This is a genomic window from Streptomyces sp. NPDC002054 (assembly GCF_040296685.1).
Lineage (GTDB): Bacteria > Actinomycetota > Actinomycetes > Streptomycetales > Streptomycetaceae > Streptomyces.
Window position 1 is genome coordinate 95,228 of sequence record NZ_JBEOXT010000004.1, and the last position, 16,202, is coordinate 111,429.

General features: G+C 71.0%; 18 protein-coding genes. 9 read left to right on the forward strand and 9 right to left on the reverse strand.

Annotated features, from left to right (window positions below; genetic code table 11):
• Positions 1-101 precede the first annotated feature (101 nt).
• Positions 102-278: a hypothetical protein gene (locus tag ABT123_RS05050; protein ID WP_351309897.1), complete on the forward strand. Its 177-nt coding sequence runs from the start codon at positions 102-104 to the stop codon at positions 276-278.
• A gap of 39 nt (positions 279-317) precedes the next feature.
• Here ABT123_RS05050 and ABT123_RS05055 read toward each other — a convergent pair whose 3' ends face one another.
• Positions 318-761, reverse strand: coding sequence for a DUF6299 family protein (locus ABT123_RS05055; protein ID WP_351309899.1), 444 nt, complete (start codon positions 759-761; stop codon positions 318-320).
• A 177-nt stretch (positions 762-938) separates the two neighbouring features.
• On the opposite strand from ABT123_RS05055, the gene ABT123_RS05060 reads away from it, so the two are divergent.
• Both ABT123_RS05060 and ABT123_RS05065 read left to right on the forward strand, forming a co-directional pair.
• Positions 939-1,538 carry a DUF4352 domain-containing protein gene (locus ABT123_RS05060; RefSeq protein WP_351309901.1) on the forward strand — a complete coding sequence of 200 codons (600 nt, stop codon included), beginning with the start codon at positions 939-941 and terminating at the stop codon, positions 1,536-1,538.
• A gap of 57 nt (positions 1,539-1,595) precedes the next feature.
• Entirely contained in the window at positions 1,596-2,090 is a 495-nt protein-coding gene (locus ABT123_RS05065; RefSeq protein WP_351309903.1) for a DUF5949 family protein, read from the forward strand.
• A gap of 90 nt (positions 2,091-2,180) precedes the next feature.
• Here the strand turns inward: ABT123_RS05065 and ABT123_RS05070 are convergent, their stop codons facing one another.
• Both ABT123_RS05070 and ABT123_RS05075 read right to left on the reverse strand, forming a co-directional pair.
• Positions 2,181-3,443 carry a cytochrome P450 gene (locus ABT123_RS05070; RefSeq protein WP_351309905.1) on the reverse strand — a complete coding sequence of 421 codons (1,263 nt, stop codon included), beginning with the start codon at positions 3,441-3,443 and terminating at the stop codon, positions 2,181-2,183.
• 58 nt (positions 3,444-3,501) lie between these two features.
• A complete protein-coding gene (locus ABT123_RS05075) occupies positions 3,502-4,656 on the reverse strand; it encodes a low temperature requirement protein A (protein ID WP_351309907.1) in 1,155 nt (384 codons plus the stop codon).
• A gap of 98 nt (positions 4,657-4,754) precedes the next feature.
• Between ABT123_RS05075 and ABT123_RS05080 the strand changes: the two genes are divergently transcribed.
• From ABT123_RS05080 to ABT123_RS05105, 6 genes are all read left to right on the forward strand, one after another.
• Positions 4,755-5,858, forward strand: coding sequence for an MFS transporter (locus tag ABT123_RS05080; RefSeq protein WP_351309909.1), 1,104 nt, complete (start codon positions 4,755-4,757; stop codon positions 5,856-5,858).
• Positions 5,855-8,155 (forward strand): molybdopterin oxidoreductase family protein, encoded by a 2,301-nt coding sequence (locus ABT123_RS05085; protein ID WP_351309911.1) that lies wholly within the window; start codon positions 5,855-5,857, stop codon positions 8,153-8,155. The genes ABT123_RS05080 and ABT123_RS05085 overlap by 4 nt, the downstream gene beginning before the upstream one ends.
• A gap of 9 nt (positions 8,156-8,164) precedes the next feature.
• On the forward strand, positions 8,165-8,764 hold the full coding sequence (locus ABT123_RS05090; RefSeq protein WP_351309913.1) for a 4Fe-4S dicluster domain-containing protein: 600 nt from the start codon (positions 8,165-8,167) through the stop codon (positions 8,762-8,764).
• Positions 8,761-9,426 carry a QcrA and Rieske domain-containing protein gene (locus ABT123_RS05095; RefSeq protein ID WP_351309915.1) on the forward strand — a complete coding sequence of 222 codons (666 nt, stop codon included), beginning with the start codon at positions 8,761-8,763 and terminating at the stop codon, positions 9,424-9,426. The genes ABT123_RS05090 and ABT123_RS05095 overlap by 4 nt, the downstream gene beginning before the upstream one ends.
• Positions 9,426-9,794 (forward strand): DUF6755 family protein, encoded by a 369-nt coding sequence (locus tag ABT123_RS05100; RefSeq protein WP_351309917.1) that lies wholly within the window; start codon positions 9,426-9,428, stop codon positions 9,792-9,794. The genes ABT123_RS05095 and ABT123_RS05100 overlap by 1 nt, the downstream gene beginning before the upstream one ends.
• A gap of 114 nt (positions 9,795-9,908) precedes the next feature.
• Positions 9,909-10,145 (forward strand): hypothetical protein, encoded by a 237-nt coding sequence (locus ABT123_RS05105; protein WP_351309919.1) that lies wholly within the window; start codon positions 9,909-9,911, stop codon positions 10,143-10,145.
• A 10-nt stretch (positions 10,146-10,155) separates the two neighbouring features.
• Here the strand turns inward: ABT123_RS05105 and mscL are convergent, their stop codons facing one another.
• From mscL to ABT123_RS05135, 6 genes are all read right to left on the reverse strand, one after another.
• Positions 10,156-10,704 (reverse strand): large conductance mechanosensitive channel protein MscL, encoded by a 549-nt coding sequence (mscL, locus tag ABT123_RS05110; protein ID WP_502970871.1) that lies wholly within the window; start codon positions 10,702-10,704, stop codon positions 10,156-10,158.
• Positions 10,705-10,812: 108 nt separating this feature from the next.
• Complete coding sequence (locus ABT123_RS05115; protein WP_351309923.1) at positions 10,813-11,202, reverse strand: hypothetical protein; 390 nt, start codon at positions 11,200-11,202, stop codon at positions 10,813-10,815.
• Between the two features lie 326 nt (positions 11,203-11,528).
• Positions 11,529-12,362, reverse strand: coding sequence for an S-methyl-5'-thioadenosine phosphorylase (locus ABT123_RS05120; RefSeq protein ID WP_351309925.1), 834 nt, complete (start codon positions 12,360-12,362; stop codon positions 11,529-11,531).
• 71 nt (positions 12,363-12,433) lie between these two features.
• The gene (locus tag ABT123_RS05125; RefSeq protein WP_351309927.1) at positions 12,434-12,730 is read right to left on the reverse strand and encodes an FmdB family zinc ribbon protein; all 297 of its coding nucleotides are present in this window, start codon (positions 12,728-12,730) and stop codon (positions 12,434-12,436) included.
• A gap of 68 nt (positions 12,731-12,798) precedes the next feature.
• Positions 12,799-14,094 carry an MFS transporter gene (locus tag ABT123_RS05130; protein ID WP_351310121.1) on the reverse strand — a complete coding sequence of 432 codons (1,296 nt, stop codon included), beginning with the start codon at positions 14,092-14,094 and terminating at the stop codon, positions 12,799-12,801.
• A 538-nt stretch (positions 14,095-14,632) separates the two neighbouring features.
• Positions 14,633-16,168 (reverse strand): potassium/proton antiporter, encoded by a 1,536-nt coding sequence (locus ABT123_RS05135; RefSeq protein WP_351310122.1) that lies wholly within the window; start codon positions 16,166-16,168, stop codon positions 14,633-14,635.
• Positions 16,169-16,202: the final 34 nt, after the last annotated feature.

Genomic DNA, 16,202 nt, shown 5'->3' on the forward strand with positions numbered 1-16,202 from the left:
CTGCGCGGTGCGGGGACGTGACAACGGGTAGCCGGATGGGTGCGTCGGGTTGTGGGATCGGGGAGTCGGGGTGAACATCGCCGCATGAGACGGATTCGGCCATGAAGCGGGCCTCGGGCGGCAGCCCAACCGCCCTGCTCGCGCTGGTGGTGGGGGTGCTGCTGCTCGTCGGTGGGCCGGCAGCCGTCGGCTGGACGACCGACCGCCCGGAGACGGACCCGCCCTGCCGCACGGTGGCCTTCATGTCGATGGTCGGACTGGAGCCGGACTGCCGGTAGCGGCGGCTACCGGCCGGCCCGTGTGCACCGGCGCCGCCGCTAGTGGCGTTCGACCAGCTCGATGTCCCGCCGGTCCTCCGCCACGTACGAGACGTGCGGAACCAGGCCGCCACTCGGCCGCGCCGACTGCAGCCGGACCTCCGCCCCCGCGCCGCCCGGGTGGACGTCCGGGGTCATCCGGAGCGAGCCCGTCGCGGACCACTTGCGCTGCTCGCCGTCACAGATCGCCTCCTCGCCGCCGAAGCCCAGCCGGGTCCCGTCCTGGACGAGCGTCGCCGAGATCTGAACCGCCCCAGAGGGTGACGGGGCCGTGCAGCGGTAGGTCCCGAAAAGGGTGACGTTACCGTCCTTCGAGATATGCCCGTACGGCTGTACGGAAATGTCATTACCGAAAGCTCCCGCACTCGCCGGCGCCGCGAATGCGCTGGTCGCCGCCAGTACGGAGACCGCCGCCAAGGCCAGTCGGGGGGTGGAAATTCGCATGAATCCTCCGGATGTCATGGGGTGTGTTCCTGTGGGTGAGCCGGCGGTGGAAATCCGCCGGAACGAATTGTGCTGGCAGTAGCCCGACAACTCGCCCGGCGCGCTCGTGTCGTTGTGTGCAATTGCCCGCTCGGCCGCGTGAGACTGGCGGCAATACGTCCCCCCGAAGGGATCCACATGCGCCACACCGCCGTCCCGGCCTGCCTCGCCCTCCTCCCCCTCCTGCTGCTGGGCAGCTCGGCCTGCACCAGCACCTCCGAGGGAGACACCCTCGCCCCCGCCGCCGCCCCTGCCGTCCCGGTGGACGACAACGAGCCCGGCACCGATGAGCAGTTCCCGGCGGGCGCCCCCCGCTCCACCACCAAGGACGCGCACGTCGGAGGGGCGGTGCGGGTAAGCGGCCGGCAGGTGGGCCGCCATCTGCAGGCGGTGCTCAACGCCTATGTGGACCCGGCGGTCAGCCTGGACAAGGAGTCGACCCCGCCGGACGGCAAGCGCTGGGTCGGCGCCGACATGTCCTTCGTCAACGTGGGCGGTGCGACGTACGGGTCGCTCGGGAGCATGTGGGCGCACGACCGGGCAGGACAGCGCTACCCGGCCATCGCCACCGGCGAGCTCACCACCGGCAAACCCCTCGTCTTCGATTCCCTCTCGGTCGGCGACCGGCTCGAAGGCTGGGTGGTGTTCGAAGTGCCGGAAAACGCTGCCATTGTGCGGCTCCAGTACCAGGACGCGAACACTCGGACGAATTCCGGAGAAGGATTCTGGGGGGTATAGCCCGCCCGGGTGACGGGCCGTGAAAGGGGCGGGGAAAAGGCGACTAGGGTGCGGCGCATGACTTCAACTCACGCAGAAATCGACCGGGCCCAGCTCGGCACCCTTTCGGTGCTGGCGTGGATCGGCGACCCCGCGGACGGCCACGACATCCCGTACCTCCTCGCCTACACCCTCGGCGATGGCCCGGGAGGCCGGGAGAAGGGCGAGGAAGCCGCCCGCGCGCTGCTGGAGGAGATCGGGCTGCCGATCGGCGACGTGGTGCTCGACGGAACCCTCAAGCCCTCGACGTTCCCGGTCCAGGTGCTGCTCGCGGGCAACCAGGTCGCCCTCACCCTCCCCGGCCTGAACGCCCGGTGCGTGGCCCCGCCGGAGTGGGTGGCGGCTGCCGAGGACAGCGAGCAGGTGTACTTCCTCTTCGGTACCCGCGCCTGGCCCGAGGCCGTCCCGGGCCGGCCGGTGACCGCCGAGATGCTCCAGGCGTACGCGGGCGACGAGGCCGTCCTCACCGGCAGCGCCCACTGCGTGCTGCGCGTGCTGCGGATGCAGAAGTAGCACCGCACCGCACCACCCGCGGTACCCGTCACAGGGCTGCCGGCCGCCGGGCTCCCAGCCTGCCCGGTGGCCGGTTCCTGCCTACCGTACTCAGTGCTCGAACGCGAACCTCAGCGACCGGACCCGGTTGTCGAAGTTCGAACCGGCCAGATCCGGCAGCCCCACCGCCCGCAGCTCGCGCGGCCGGGTCAGCAGCTCCCGGAACAGCGCCTTCATCTCCACCCGGGCCAGATGCGCGCCCAGGCAGAAGTGCGGACCGCCGCCGCCGAACCCCAGGTGCGGGTTGGGGGAGCGGGTGATGTCGAAGGCGTCCGGGTCGGGGAAGACCGCCTCGTCCCGGTTGGCGGAGGCGTAGTACAGCACCACCTTGTCGCCCGGCCGGAACAGGTGCCCGCCCAGGGTGTGCTCGGCGGTCACCGTGCGGCGGAACTGGATGATCGGCGTCGAGTGCCGGATCATCTCGTCGACCGCGCCGTCCGCGTGCGCCTCGAAGTCGGAGAGCAGCAGCTCCCGTTGGTCCGGGTGGTCGGTGAGCAGGCTCAGCCCGTGTGTGATGGCGTTCCGGGTGGTCTCCACCCCCGCCACCATCAGCAGCGAGAAGAAGGCGCCGAGCTGCCGCGCGCCGAGTGCCTGCCCGTCGACGTCCGCGCACACCAGGGCGGAGATCAGATCGTCCGAGGGGTTGCGGCGCCGCTCCCGCCCGATGCCCGCCACCATCCGCTGCATCCGGGCCAGCGCCCGCAGGCCCCGGCCGGGGATCCGCAGCCGGTCGGCCAGGCCGCGCTCGACGCCGATGTTCTCGGAGGCGTGGTTGACCCGGTCGGCGATCTCCGGCCGGTAGTGCTCGGGGATCCCCATCATGTTGCAGATGACCTCCAGCGGCAGCCGGGAGGCGACGGCCTCGACGAACTCCTCGGGCCGCCGGTCCAGTACGTCGTCCACGATCCGGGCCGCCACCGCGTGGATGTCGGCCTCCGCGGCGGCCAGCAGCCGGGGTGTGAAGGCCCGCTGGACGATCTTCCGCAGGCGGGCGTGGTCGGCGCCGTCCAGGTTCACCATCGAGTCCCCGAACAGCGCCCGCACCCAGCGGGCCGGCTCCGGGGTGGTCACCCCGGGGGCACTCGCGAACACCTTCGGGTTCCGGCTCGCCTCCTGTACGTCCGCGTGCCGGACCAGCGCCCAGTGGCCCCGGCCGCGCCCCTCGGCGAAGTACCGCGGGCCGTCCAGTGCCCGCAGCCGGGCGAACGCGGCCAGCCGGGCGGCCGGCGGCTGCTGCCAGAACGCCGGGTCCGCGAGATCCTGTTGCTGCGCCGGGACGGCCGGGACCGCCGGCACCGCGGGGTTCTTCGTCATGCGCATACGCCTCTCTGTGTCACCGGCGTCGTCACCGGCTGCGCCGGGCCCCCGGTTCTCACGCTCCAGAACGCGTCCGCCGGGCGAGGGTTACGCCCACCGCGACGGTGGCGGAGGCCACCAGACCGGTCCACAGCACGGCGTACGTCCCACTCCAGGCGCAGGCCAGCACCGCCACCGCAGCCACCGGCAGCACCAGCTGCTCGGCGGTGTCCCGCTTGAAGTGCCGGGAGTGCAGCAGCCACACGAACAGCAGGTACAGGGCGGCGGGCACGGTCACCGACAGGTTGGCGGCCACCGGGGACAGATGGGCCTTGCCCACCGCGTGCTCGACCGCGACCTCGATCCCGGCGCCGATCGCGGCGGCCGAGGCCAGGATCACGTAGTGCCCGTACCCCCAGGGGATGGCCTCCCGGTTGCCGCGCAGCCGGTCGTGCACGGGCACCGCGAAGTAGATCCACCAGCAGGCGTACACCAGCAGCAGGCCGCCCGCGGCGATCGGCAGCAGCAGGTCGAGGGCCTCGTGCTCGTCCAGGGCCGACTGCACGGCGACGGTGGCCGCGGCGATGCTCTCACCGAGCACGATGATGGTGAACAGCCCGTACCGTTCGGCGATGTGGTGCGGATGCCAGGGCGTCTGGTGACCGCGCTCGGCGACCACCGGGACCAGCAGTTCGGCGGCCACCAGCACCAGGAACAGCCACCTGCGGCTGCCCTCCGGGGCCGCGAGCAGCGCCACCCAGCCGATCTGGCAGACCACCAGCCCGAGCGCGTACGTGAGGGCGCTGCGCCGGGCCGCTCCGGTCTCCCCAGCAGCGGCCCGCAGCCACTGCGCGGTCAGCGCGATCCGCATCACCACATAGCCGATGACCCCGACGGTCCAGTCGTTGTCGTTGAAGGCGCGGGGGATGCCCGCCGAGTAGACGAGCACCCCGGCGATCTGGACCAGGGTGGCGATCCGGTAGGGCACGTCGTCGATGTCGTAGGCCGAGGCGAACCAGGTGAAGTTCATCCAGGCCCACCACACCCCGAAGAACACGAACAGATAGCCCGTGATCCCGGCCGCCACGTGATGCTCGACGAGGGCGTGCACCAGCTGCCTGCCCGCCTGCGCCACCGCGACCACGAAGCACAGGTCGAAGAACAGCTCCAGGGGGGTCGCCGTCCGATGGGCCTCTTCCCGGCTCCGGGCGGTCATCCGTACGTACGCCATGCCGCCCAGCACAGCAGCGTCGGGGCGGCTGCCTCGCGAGGCGCGCGGCCGGCGCCTTATAACGGGCTGAATTGGTATAGAACGCCTAGCGTGGTGCTGTGTCCGAGCCCAGTGAAACCGTCGCCAGCGCGCCGCCTCCCCCGGAGGCGGCGCCTCCACAGATCCCGCCGGGCGAAGGGCAGAGCGTCACCGTGCGCGCCACGCTGGCGGGGGCCGTCGTCTCCCTCCTGCTCATCCTCGCGATCGTGCTGGGCAGCCGCTTCCTGCGCGACTTCGACTCGGCCCTGCTGCCCTACGCCGTCGCCACCGTCTTCCTGGCCTTCGGCGTCGCCTACCGCTACACCGTGTGGGTGTCCGCCCCCGGCGCGAGGCGGCTCTTCCACAAGGGCTTCGGCAGCTTGTTCTCCGCGGAGAACTTCAAGAAGGCCCCCACCGCCCTGCCGAGGATGATCGCCACCTATCTCGGCTTCCAGACCTTCCTCGGCGCCCGCTCGCGCTCCCGCTGGATCGCCCACCAGCTGATCTTCTGGGGCTGCCTGCTGGCCGCCGCCATCACCTTCCCGCTGACCTGGGGCTGGTTCACCTTCACCTCCGCCACCGGCTCCGGGCCCGGCTACGACATGCGGATCTGGGGCTTCGAGGTCCTCGGCTTCGACTCGCTGAACCTCTTCGGCTGGCTGATGTTCCACGGCCTGGACCTCGCCGCCGTCCTCGTCATCCCCGGCGCCTGCTACTTCCTGTGGCGGCGCATGAAGGACCGCGGCGCCATCACCGGCCAGCGCTTCGCCTACGACCTGCTCCCGCTGATCTGCCTCATCGTCATCTCCGTGACGGGCCTCCTCCTCACCTTCTCGTCGATCTTCCTGCGCGGCGGCGGCTACGAGTTCCTGGCCGTCCTGCACATGGTCTCGGTGGTCTTCACCCTGATCTACCTCCCCTTCGGGAAGTTCTTCCACATCGTCCAACGGCCCGCCGCGGTGGGCATGCAGCTCTTCAAGTACACCGCCCGGCAGGACGAGCAGATCTTCACCTGCAAGCGCTGCGGCGAACCCGTGGACACTGCCCCCTACGTGGAGAACCTGCGCGGCACCATGCGCGACTTGAAGCTCGACTTCGACTCCTGGGCCGAGTACTGCCCCCGCTGCAAACGGGTCCTGCGCGGCAATGCGTACCTCACCCACGTCAAGAAGGGATTCAAGTGACGCAGCAGCACGTCCCGCTGGACCCCTCGATCGCCCCGCCCGGCACCCGCACCTTCCGCGACGCCGGCGGCATCCCGGCCGACCAGTGGCGTGCCGACCAGAACGGCGAAACCCTGGTGCCCACCCACTGCTGCTTCTGCGGGGTGCAGTGCGGCATGTACCTGCGGGTGGACCGCCGCGGCAAGGTCTTCGGCGTGGAACCGCGCAACCACGACATCAACCGGATGCGCCTGTGCCCCAAGGGCATCAACGCCTACCAGCAGGTCAACCACCCCGACCGGCTCACCTCCCCGCTGCTCCGCCACTCCCGGGACGAGCAGTTCCGCGAGGTCTCCTGGGACGAGGCCCTCGACTTCACCGTCTCCGAGATCCGGCGCATCCAGGCCGCCCACGGCAACGACGCCTTCGGACTCCTCGGCGGCGCCAGCCTGTACTCCGAGAAGACCTACCTGGTCGGCAAGTTCGCCCGGGTGGCCCTGAAGTCGAAACACGTCGACTACAACGGCCGGCTCTGCATGGTCAGCGCCGCCGGCGCCAACAAGCTCGCCTTCGGCATTGACCGGGCCGGCAACCCCTTCTCCGACATCCTCCTCACCGACTGCCTGCTCATCGCCGGGTCCAACGTGGGGGAGTGCTTCCCCGTGATGACCCAGTACCTGTGGGGAGCCCGGGACCGGGGCGCCACCCTCATCGTGGTCGACCCGCGGGAGACCGCCATCGCCCGCACCGCCGACATCCACGTCGACCTCAAGCCCGGCACCGACTCCGCCTTCTTCAACTCCGTCCTGCACGTGGTCATCCAAGAGGAACTCGACGACGAGGCCTTCCTCGGAGCCCACACCACCGGCTGGGAGGAGGTCCGCGAGGCCGTCCTCGCCTACCCGCCCGAACGGGCCGCCGAGATCTGCGGCATCCCCGCCGAACAGATCGTCCAGGTCGCCCGCACCTTCGCCGGCGCCGACAAGGCCATGGCCTGGCACGCCCGCGGCATCGAACACCACTCCCAGGGCGTGGAGAACTGCCTCTCGGTGATCAACCTGTGCGTGGCCGCCGGCCACATCGGCAAACCGGGCGCCGGCTACGGCACCCTCACCGGCCAGGGCAACGGTCAGGGCGGACGCGAACACGGCCAGAAGTCCGACCTGCTGCCCGGCGGCCGGTCCATCACCAACCCCGAACACCGACGCCAGATCTGCGAGATCTGGGGCATCGACGAAGTCGAACTGCCTGCTGCCGGAACCTCGATGATGGAAATGGTCTGGCAGATGCAGCGGAAGGAGATCCGCGGCCTGATCGGCATCTGCAACAACCCCTTCATCTCCCTCCCCAACTACGGGGTGGTGAAGGAGGGCTACGACACCGCCGAATTCCACGCACAGTTCGACTTCTTCCTCTCCGAGACCGCGGCCAACGCCCACGTCGTCTTCCCCGTCACCACCTGGGCCGAGGACGAGGGCGTGATGGCCAACGCCGAAGCCCGGGTGGTCAAGCACAACAAGGCCCAGGAACCCCCGACCGGAGTGCGCACCGACACCTGGGTGATCTGCGAACTCGCCAAACGCCTCGGCGTGGGCGACAAGTTCGACTTCCCCGGCTCCCGCGAGGTGTTCGAGGAACTCCGCATCGCCTCCGCCGGCACGGTCAACGACTACTACGGCATCACCTACGACCGGCTGGAGGAGACCGGCGGCATCGCCTGGCCCTGCCCGGCCACCGACCACCCCGGCACCCCCCGGCTGTTCGAGGACGGCCGCACCTACCACTCCGACGGCAAGATCCACCTGCAGGTCGTGGAGTGGCATCCGCCCATGGACCCCTACTCCGATGAATTCCCCCTCTCCCTCACCACCGGCCGCACCGTCGCGCACTACCTCTCCGGCAACCAGACCCGCCGGCTGGGCGCCCTGGTCGAGCAGACCCCCCGCCCCTGGGTCGAGGTCCACCCCTCGCACGGCTTCCGCAACGGCGACCCGGTCCGGGTGGTCACCCGCCGCGGCAGCGAGGTCTTCCCCGCCCTGGTCACCGAGGCCATCCGCCCCGACACGGTGTTCGTGCCCTACCACTGGCCCGTCCCGACGGCCGCCAACGCCCTGACCATCGACGCCCTCGACCCCCGCTCCAAGATCCCCGAGTACAAGGTCTGCGCCGCCCGGATCGAGGCCGCCGAACGCATCGACGAGGTGCCCGCGCCGCCCACCGCGCCGGGCCGCGAGGCCTACCCGGAGACCCAGGTCTCCCGCACCGACCCGCTGCCCCCCACGGCCCCCCAGGGCCGCGGCACGGCCGAGAGGAGCTGAGCCCCCGCCATGATGGGCCGCACGATCTTCATCGACCCGGGTCGCTGCATCGGCTGCCAGGCCTGCGTCTCCGCCTGCCGCGAATGCGACTCGCACCGCGGCACATCGATGATCCACTTGGACTACACCGAGCCCGGCAGGTCCGTCGCCTCCCTCCCCACGGTCTGTATGCACTGCGAGGACCCGGTTGCGCCCTGCGCCGAGGTCTGCCCCGCCGACGCCATCCTGGTCACCGCCGACGGAGTGGTGCAGCAGGCCGACACCACCCGCTGCATCGGCTGCGCCAACTGCGTCAACGCCTGCCCCTTCGGCGTCCCGAAGATCGACCTCCAGGCGAAGCTGCAGATGAAGTGCAACCTCTGCTACGACCGCACCGCCTACGGCCTCGCCCCCATGTGCGCCACCGTCTGCCCCACCGGAGCCCTGTTCTACGGAACCCTCGAGGAGCTCCAGGCCGAGCGCCCCGGAGTCCAGGTCGCCGACTCCTTCGCCTTCGGTGACGTGGTCGTCAGCACCGGAGTGGCCATGGTCGTCCCCGCCGACAAGGTCCAGTGGCCGGTCCCCGGCGGCCTGCCCGTCGTCGAGATCAACGGAGTCGATGTGCGATGAGCGTCACCGAACAACCCGCCCCCGGTCCCGGTCCCGGCCCCAGCCCCGGACCCGGCCCGGACGAGGCGCAGGAACAGCTCCTCGACCGGATCAGCGCCGACTCCCTCACCACCCGCCGTGACTACCTGCGCATCGTCGCCACCGTTTCCGGCGGCCTGGCCATCGGCGGGGTCGGCGTCGCCGCCGGCATCCTGCACCGGCACGGGGACAACGAGACCCTCCCCGAGGCCAGGAAAGTCACCGACCGGCTCGACCCCGGCCAGTCCGTGTCCTTCCGGTACCCCGCGGAAGAGGACCGGGCCGTGGCCGTACGCCTGTCGGACGGCACCCTCGTCGGCTACTCGGCCGTCTGCACCCACCTCGCCTGCGCCGTGCTGTGGCGCGAGGACCGGGGCCCGGAGGGCGAGCTGTACTGCCCCTGCCACGAAGGCGTCTTCGACGCCCGCACCGGCGAGGTGACGGCAGGCCCGCCGCCCCGCCCGCTGCCCAGGATCTTCCTGACCGAGCAACTCGACGGCAGTGTCTGGGCCATCGCCACCGCCCGGTCCGGAGAGCCGGCCAAGGACGCCCTGTGCCGGCAGTTCGGCGACTCCCGCCCCGAGGTGGCCCAACGACTGGGCTGCCCGGGCGCGGCGCACTCCACCGAGATCAGGCGGACCTGATGACCGACACCCCCCTGCCTCCCCGGCCCGACTACCGGCCCGGCAGCGCCCAGCCCCGGCTCAACCGCCCGGTCCGGGAGCGCTACCCCCAGATCCGCTCCACCAGCGGATACGGCGATCCGCGGATCCGCCACACCGGTCCCGGCCCGGGCGCCGGCACCGAGCAGGAGCCCGAACGCTCCGCCCGGCTCAACGCCCGTCTCGCACTGGCTCTGACCGTTGTGATCGGACAGCTCTGGGGCCTGACCGTCACCGTCAACGAGTGGATGAAGGGCAACACCGGAACGGCCTGGTGGGGGGCGGGGTTCCTGATCCTGTCGTTCCTGGTCGTCCTCGGACTGTGGTTCCTCGATCCGAAGGACCGATGAAGGTCGGCACGCGTAAGGCGGCCACAGGCCAGGGCCCCGAAGTGCAGGCCTCGGCCCTGAAACGGGCCGGGGCTTCCGGCCGAGCCCGGGCGGTGGCGGCCGTACCCTGGATGCATGAGCACCGCCCCCGCCCCCGGCTCCGAGTCCGGATCACAGCCCTCGCCGCCGGCCCGGCCGGCCCAGTCGGTCCGCCCCTCGTCCAGGCCCAAGCCGGCCCTGGACTTCGACGACCCGCTGGACCGGCAGTCCTCCGACGACACGGACCGCGGCTGGGGTGAGCGGCCGGCCTCTGCCGGCAGCGCCGCCGATCTGGCGCGCTTTCTCGACGAGAAGCCCCCGCACCACCTCTGAGCCGCCGCGCTCAGCCCGCGCTGCCGCCGCGGTGCTGCCCGGTGCCCTCGTGGCCGTTGCCCACGCCGGACCCGCCGCTGCTGCTGCCGGTGCGCTGCGCCACGAGGTTGTCCCGGATCTCCTTGAGCACTTCCAGCTCGGTGACCTCCAGGGTCTCCTGCACCCCTTCCTTGGCCCGCCGCCGCTGCTCGACCTTGGCCAGGTACTTCGCCATCGGCAGCACCATCAGGAAGTACACGACTGCTGCGGTGATCAGGAAGGTGAGCGCCGCATTGAGGACCGAGCCCCAGAGGATGTTCACGCCCACCGCGTTCCCGGTCTTCGGGTCGACCGAGCAGGGCCCCTTCAGGCACGAGGTGTAGCCGTCCAGGCTCTTCGTGCCGAAGGCGCCGATCAGCGGGCTGATGATCCCCTTCACCACGGAGTTCACGATGTTCGTGAACGCGGCACCGATGACCACGGCCACCGCCAGGTCGACCACGTTTCCGCGCATCAGGAAGGCCTTGAAGCCTGCCAGGACGCTCTCCTTCTTCTTCTCGCTCACCACTGGGCCTTTCATCGGTCGAACAGGACGCGGAGCCAACGGTTCCGAAAACTACGGCAGTCCGGTCCCGGCGTGTCCAATCGACCCCCGCTCGCGGGCGACTTGACCGTTCTTTCATGCGAATCAGCACAGCGTCACCGCCAGTCGTGCCCTGGTGCCCGCACCCACCAGCTCCCTTGCGGTGTCCCGCGGAACGGACAGGACCACCAGTGCCCCACCGTCCGCAACACCCTTGTCCGCATCGGGAACTTCGGGCACTTCGGCAACTCGGGCAGCCGCGGCCAGAACCCGCGCGGGCCCGTCCCGCTCGGCCGCCACCACATCGACCCGGTCCCCGGGCCGCAGCAGCCGCACCGTCGCCGCATCCGCGATCCGCACCGGGGCGGACACCAGCCGCACCGGAGCCGCCCGCGGCCCGGACGGTAGCGGCGCTGGCGGCGGCTCGCTGCGCGAAGGCCGGGCCTCCGCCCCGCCCGCCGCCAGCGCGGCCACGGCGGCCACCGCGAGTCCCACCCCGGCCAGCCTGCGCCTGCGCCGCACCGTCCGCCGCAGCCGGCCGGCACCCCGGCCGACCCGCAGCGGAGCGAACGCCGGCACCCCGCGCGGCGGCGGACACGTAGAAGCAGAAGCGGAAACCTGACCGGCCCAACCGGCCGGTCCAGTCTGGTTGATCTTGAAGCCGGACACCCCGACCACCACCCATCGAGAGGGAGTCAGCCCGGGCACTCCGCCCGGACACCCCTCACGATCCGCCCACCCGCCCGGTCTCCGCCCGGCCCTGTGGACGATCCCCGGCCTGTGGACAACTCCGTCACCCACAGGAGTGAGGACGGACCTGTCTACGGCAGTTCGATGCCCAGGTCCCAGCCGTCGTGCGCGTGCGTGCACAGGCAGCTGCGGTCCTCCGTCGCCGGGAGCGCCGCCACCGCGTCGAAGAGCACCTCGCGCAGTCGGCCCACGTTCTCGCCGAACACCTTCAGGACCTCCGTGTGGGAGACGCCCTCGCCGGTCTCCGCCCCCGCGTCGAGGTCGGTCACCAGGGCCATCGAGGTGTAGCAGAGGCCCAGCTCACGGGCGAGCACCGCCTCCGGGTGGCCCGTCATGCCGACCACCGACCACCCCATCGCCGCGTGCCACTGCGATTCGGCGCGGGTGGAGAAGCGGGGCCCCTCGATGACGACCATGGTGCCGCCGTCCACCGGCTCCCAGGCCCGGCCCCGGGCCGCCGCCAGCGCCGCCTCCCGTCCGACAGGACAGTAGGGGTCCGCGAAGGTCGTGTGGACCACGTTCGGGATCGAGCCGTCGGGCAGCGGGTGCCCGTCGAAGAAGGTCTGGGCCCGGGACTTCGTACGGTCGACCAGCTGGTCGGGGACCAGCAGCGTGCCGGGGCCGTACTCGGCGCGCAGCCCGCCCACCGCGCACGGACCCAGGACCTGCCGGACCCCCACCGAGCGCAGCGCCCACAGGTTGGCCCGGTAGTTGATCCGGTGCGGCGGCAGGTGGTGGCCGCGGCCGTGCCGGGGCAGGAAGGCGACCTGGCGGCCCGCCAGCTCACCGAGATAGAGGGAGTCGCTGGGCGCCCCGTAGGGGGTGTCCACCTGGATTTCGGAGACGTCCTCCAGGAAGGAGTAGAAGCCCGACCCGCCGATTACGCCGATCTCTGCGTGCACCATGGCGCCAGACTAGCCCGTACGTACGAAAGCCCCTCCGCCCGGTGGGCGAAGGGGCTGACACTCTGGAGCCGTCAGGCTGCCGGGGTGCTCGGCGCGGCGGCCGGGGCCGGCGCGGACGCCGGAGCCGAGGACGAAGACGACGACGAGGCCGGCTTCGACGCGCTGGACGCCGGGGAACTGCTCGACGAGGCGCCTCGGCTGTCGTTCCGGTAGAAACCGGAACCCTTGAAGACGATGCCGACCGCGGAGAACACCTTCTTCAGGCGTCCCTTGCAGCTCGGGCACTCGGTCAGGGCGTCATCCGTGAACTTCTGCACGGCCTCGAGGCCCTCACCGCACTCGGTGCACTGGTACTGGTAGGTCGGCACGAATCTTCCTCCTGGCACTCTGACTCAATGAGTGCTAACGACGCTCCATGGTGACGTATTCCGGCGGATCAGTCCACCGTCACCGGCACGCGGTGACCCAGACCACGCTCGTTCACCGGCTGCGACTCATCCTGCGACACCGGCTGCGATGCCGACTGCGACGTCGTCTGCGGGGACGTGTTCACGACCCGGCTCGGCGCCTTCGGAGCCAGCTTCGAGCGCAGCGCGAGCAGGGTCGCCAGCGCCAGCGCGGTGGCACCCAGCGGCACCAGGAAGCCGAAGCTCGATCCGTGGGCGTCGGTCAGCCGGCCCGCCAGGGTCACGGCGCCGGCCTGCCCGAAGGCCACCGCACCGGTCAGCCAGGTGAACGCCTCGGTCCGGGAGGCGGCCGGGACCAGGCTCTCGATCATGGTGTAGCCGGTGATCAGGGCCGGGGCGATGAAGAGGCCGACCACCAGGCCGAGCGCACCGAGCAGCATCGCGGAGTTCGCGGCCCACAGCACGGAGGCGGCGGCGGTGAGGCCGACGTAGCCCAGCAGCAGGCGGCGGCGCGGGCCGATCTTCCAGGCGATGGCGCCGCAGGCGATGCCCGCGATCATGTTGCCGGCCGCGAAGACGCCGTACAGGAGACCGTTGGCACCCGGGTTGCCGATCTCGTTGGAGAAGGCCGCCAGGGAGACCTGCATGCCGCCGAAGACCGCGCCGATGCCGATGAAGGCCACGATCAGGACCCGCAGGCCGGGGAAGGACAGTGCCGAGGCGTGCTTCTCACCGGCGCCGGTACGGGCGTGCACGGCGGGCTGGGTGGAGCGCTGCGCGGCGAACAGCAGACCGCCGAGCAGGGTCAGGGCGGCCTCGGTGACCAGACCGGCGGCCGGGTGCACACCGGTGCACAGCGCGGTCGCCAGGACCGGGCCCACCACGAAGGTGAACTCGTCGGTGACGGACTCGAACGCGGCGGCCGTCGGCAGCAGCGGCGAACCCTCCAGCCGGGCGGCCCACCGGGCCCGGACCATCGGGCCGACCTGAGGGACGCTCGCACCGGCCGGGACGGCGGCCAGTGCGAGCGCCCAGAGCGGGGCGCCGAGCAGCGCGAGCGCGGTCAGCGCGCTCACGGCGGCGGCGTGGGTGAGGACGACGGGGACCAGGACGGCACCCTGGCCGTGGCGGTCGGTGAACTTGCCCATCACCGGGGCGAACAGCGCCATGGAGACGCCGGTGACCGCGGCGACGATGCCGGCGTTGGCGTAGGACCCGGTGGTGTGCTGGACGAGCAGCAGAATGCTGATGGTCAGCATGCCGAACGGCAGCCGCGCGGCGAAGCCGGGGAGTAGAAAGCTCAGGGCGCCGGGCGTGCGGAGCAGCTGCCCGTAACCGGGGCGCGCAGAAGACTGCGAAGGAGACTGCGAAGAAGAAGTCGAGGACGTCTCGGACTTGTCGGTCGTGACCGCGGATGTCACGGCCCTTGCCTTTCTGCTGCCTGGTAGAGCGTCCCCGTCTGCGGGCGGTGCGCGCCTTGTGAGCCGCACCCGTACATGTGGGAGCCCCGAGAGCTGTCCTCTTGCGCAGAACCGAGTGATACCTGGGCGCCCACTGCGGGAGGGTGCCACGGCCGCCGAGCGGTCGCGCCAGCTCTGCGTCAGGCAGAGTTGGTCGTTCTGTGTGCCTTCATCGTACAGGCAAACTCACCGCAACGCCCTGTGATTACGCTGACAAGTCGTGTCTTCACCTGCGATTAACCAATCGTTCGCGCCGTCATGCCATGGAAACTGGCGTGAAACGCTCGGTTTCCCTCGGTAAGCAAGAAGCGAATGTGTCAGATGATCCTCCGGAGGGAGCCTCGGAGGATCGTGTGATCGGCCGCTGGCCAGGCCTGGCCAGGCCCCCGCCGGGGTCGGTGGGTCAGTGCAGTGAGCCGCCGGTGCCCAGCCAGCCGGCCAGCTTGCCGCCCCGGGCCACCGCCCGCAGCCGCGCCTCCGCCGCGTCCCGCACCGGATCGGTGGCCACCACCAGCAGCTCGTCCCCGCGCCGCAGCACCGTCGACGGCGCCGGTACGAAACTCTTGCCGTCCCGTACGACCAGGGTGACGGCGGCCCCGGCGGGCAGCCGCAGCTCGCCGACCTCCACCCCGTGCATCCGGGAGCCGGACGGGATCGCGAAGGACAGCAGGTGCCCGCGCAGCCGCTCCAGCGGCGCCGATTCGATGCCCAGGTCCGCCGCCGCCTCCTCGGTTTCCCGGAGGTTCAGCTTCCGGGCCAGCCACGGCAGGGTTGGGCCCTGCACCAGGGTGTAGACGGCCACCAGCACGAAGACGATGTTGAAGACCCGTTCGCTGCCCTCGATCCCGGACACCAGCGGGATGGTGGCGAGGATGATGGGCACGGCGCCGCGCAGGCCTGCCCAGGACATGAGGGTCTTCTCCTGCCAGGCCATCCGGAAGGGCAGCAGGCTGACGAAGACCTCGACCGGCCGGGCCACCAGCGTCAGCACCAGCCCGATGATCACCGCCGGCCAGAAGTCGTCCACCAGCTCGTGCGGGGTCACCAGCAGGCCGAGCAGGACGAACATGCCGATCTGGGCGATCCAGCCGAGGCCGTCCGCGAACCCCCGGGTCGCCGGCCAGTGCGGCAGCTTCATGTTCCCCAGCACCATCGCCGACAGGTACACGGCGAGGAATCCGGAGCCGTGCGCGATCGCGCCCGCCGCGTACGCCGTCACGGCGATGGCCATCACGGCGATCGGGTACAGGCCGGAGGCGGGCAGGGCCACGTGCCGCAGTCCGTAACTGCCGAGGAAGCCGACCGCGAGTCCGACGGCCGCGCCGATGGCCAGCTCCAGGGCGATCTTGCCGATCAGCACGTACCAGTCGTCGATCGGGCCGACCGTGGAGAAGGCGACCACCAGGATCACCACGGGGGCGTCGTTGAAGCCGGACTCGGCCTCCAGCACACCGGTGACCCGGGTGGGCAGCGGCACCTTGCGCAGCACCGAGAAGACCGCCGCCGCATCGGTCGAGGAGACGACCGCGCCGATCAGCAGCGCCTGCCGCCATTCCAGTCCGACCAGGTAGTGGGCGCCCGCGGCAGTCACGCCCACGCTGATGGCGATGCCGACCAGCGACAGCGAGATGGCCGCGGGCAGGGCCGGTCTGATCTCTTTCCACTTGGTGCCCAGACCGCCCTCGGCGAGGATCACGACCAGCGCCGCATAGCCGATGACCTGCGTCAGCTCGGCATTGTCGAAGACGACATTGCCGATGCCGTCCTGGCCTATCGCGATGCCTATGCCGAGGTAGATGAGCAGGCTGGGGAGGCCGCTGCGCGAGGAGACGCGCACCGCCGCGACGGCGATGAGCAGGACGAGCGACGAGACCAGCAGGAGCTCATTGAGCTGGTGGACGGTCAGCGGGCGGCCCTTTCTCGCGCGTGCCTGCCGGATCGTTCCTCCGGCGGCAGGTACTTCACAGGTACTT

Coding starts and splice junctions, on each gene's coding strand:
- ABT123_RS05090 (WP_351309913.1), top strand. CDS start 8,165: ATGATGGGCCGCACGATCTTCATCGACCCGGGTCGCTGCATCGGCTGC.
- ABT123_RS05120 (WP_351309925.1), bottom strand. CDS start 12,362: ATGGTGCACGCAGAGATCGGCGTAATCGGCGGGTCGGGCTTCTACTCC.
- ABT123_RS05060 (WP_351309901.1), top strand. CDS start 939: ATGCGCCACACCGCCGTCCCGGCCTGCCTCGCCCTCCTCCCCCTCCTG.
- ABT123_RS05065 (WP_351309903.1), top strand. CDS start 1,596: ATGACTTCAACTCACGCAGAAATCGACCGGGCCCAGCTCGGCACCCTT.
- ABT123_RS05105 (WP_351309919.1), top strand. CDS start 9,909: ATGAGCACCGCCCCCGCCCCCGGCTCCGAGTCCGGATCACAGCCCTCG.
- ABT123_RS05070 (WP_351309905.1), bottom strand. CDS start 3,443: ATGACGAAGAACCCCGCGGTGCCGGCGGTCCCGGCCGTCCCGGCGCAG.
- ABT123_RS05100 (WP_351309917.1), top strand. CDS start 9,426: ATGACCGACACCCCCCTGCCTCCCCGGCCCGACTACCGGCCCGGCAGC.
- ABT123_RS05050 (WP_351309897.1), top strand. CDS start 102: ATGAAGCGGGCCTCGGGCGGCAGCCCAACCGCCCTGCTCGCGCTGGTG.
- ABT123_RS05095 (WP_351309915.1), top strand. CDS start 8,761: ATGAGCGTCACCGAACAACCCGCCCCCGGTCCCGGTCCCGGCCCCAGC.
- mscL (WP_502970871.1), bottom strand. CDS start 10,704: ATGAAAGGCCCAGTGGTGAGCGAGAAGAAGAAGGAGAGCGTCCTGGCA.
- ABT123_RS05075 (WP_351309907.1), bottom strand. CDS start 4,656: ATGGCGTACGTACGGATGACCGCCCGGAGCCGGGAAGAGGCCCATCGG.
- ABT123_RS05055 (WP_351309899.1), bottom strand. CDS start 761: ATGCGAATTTCCACCCCCCGACTGGCCTTGGCGGCGGTCTCCGTACTG.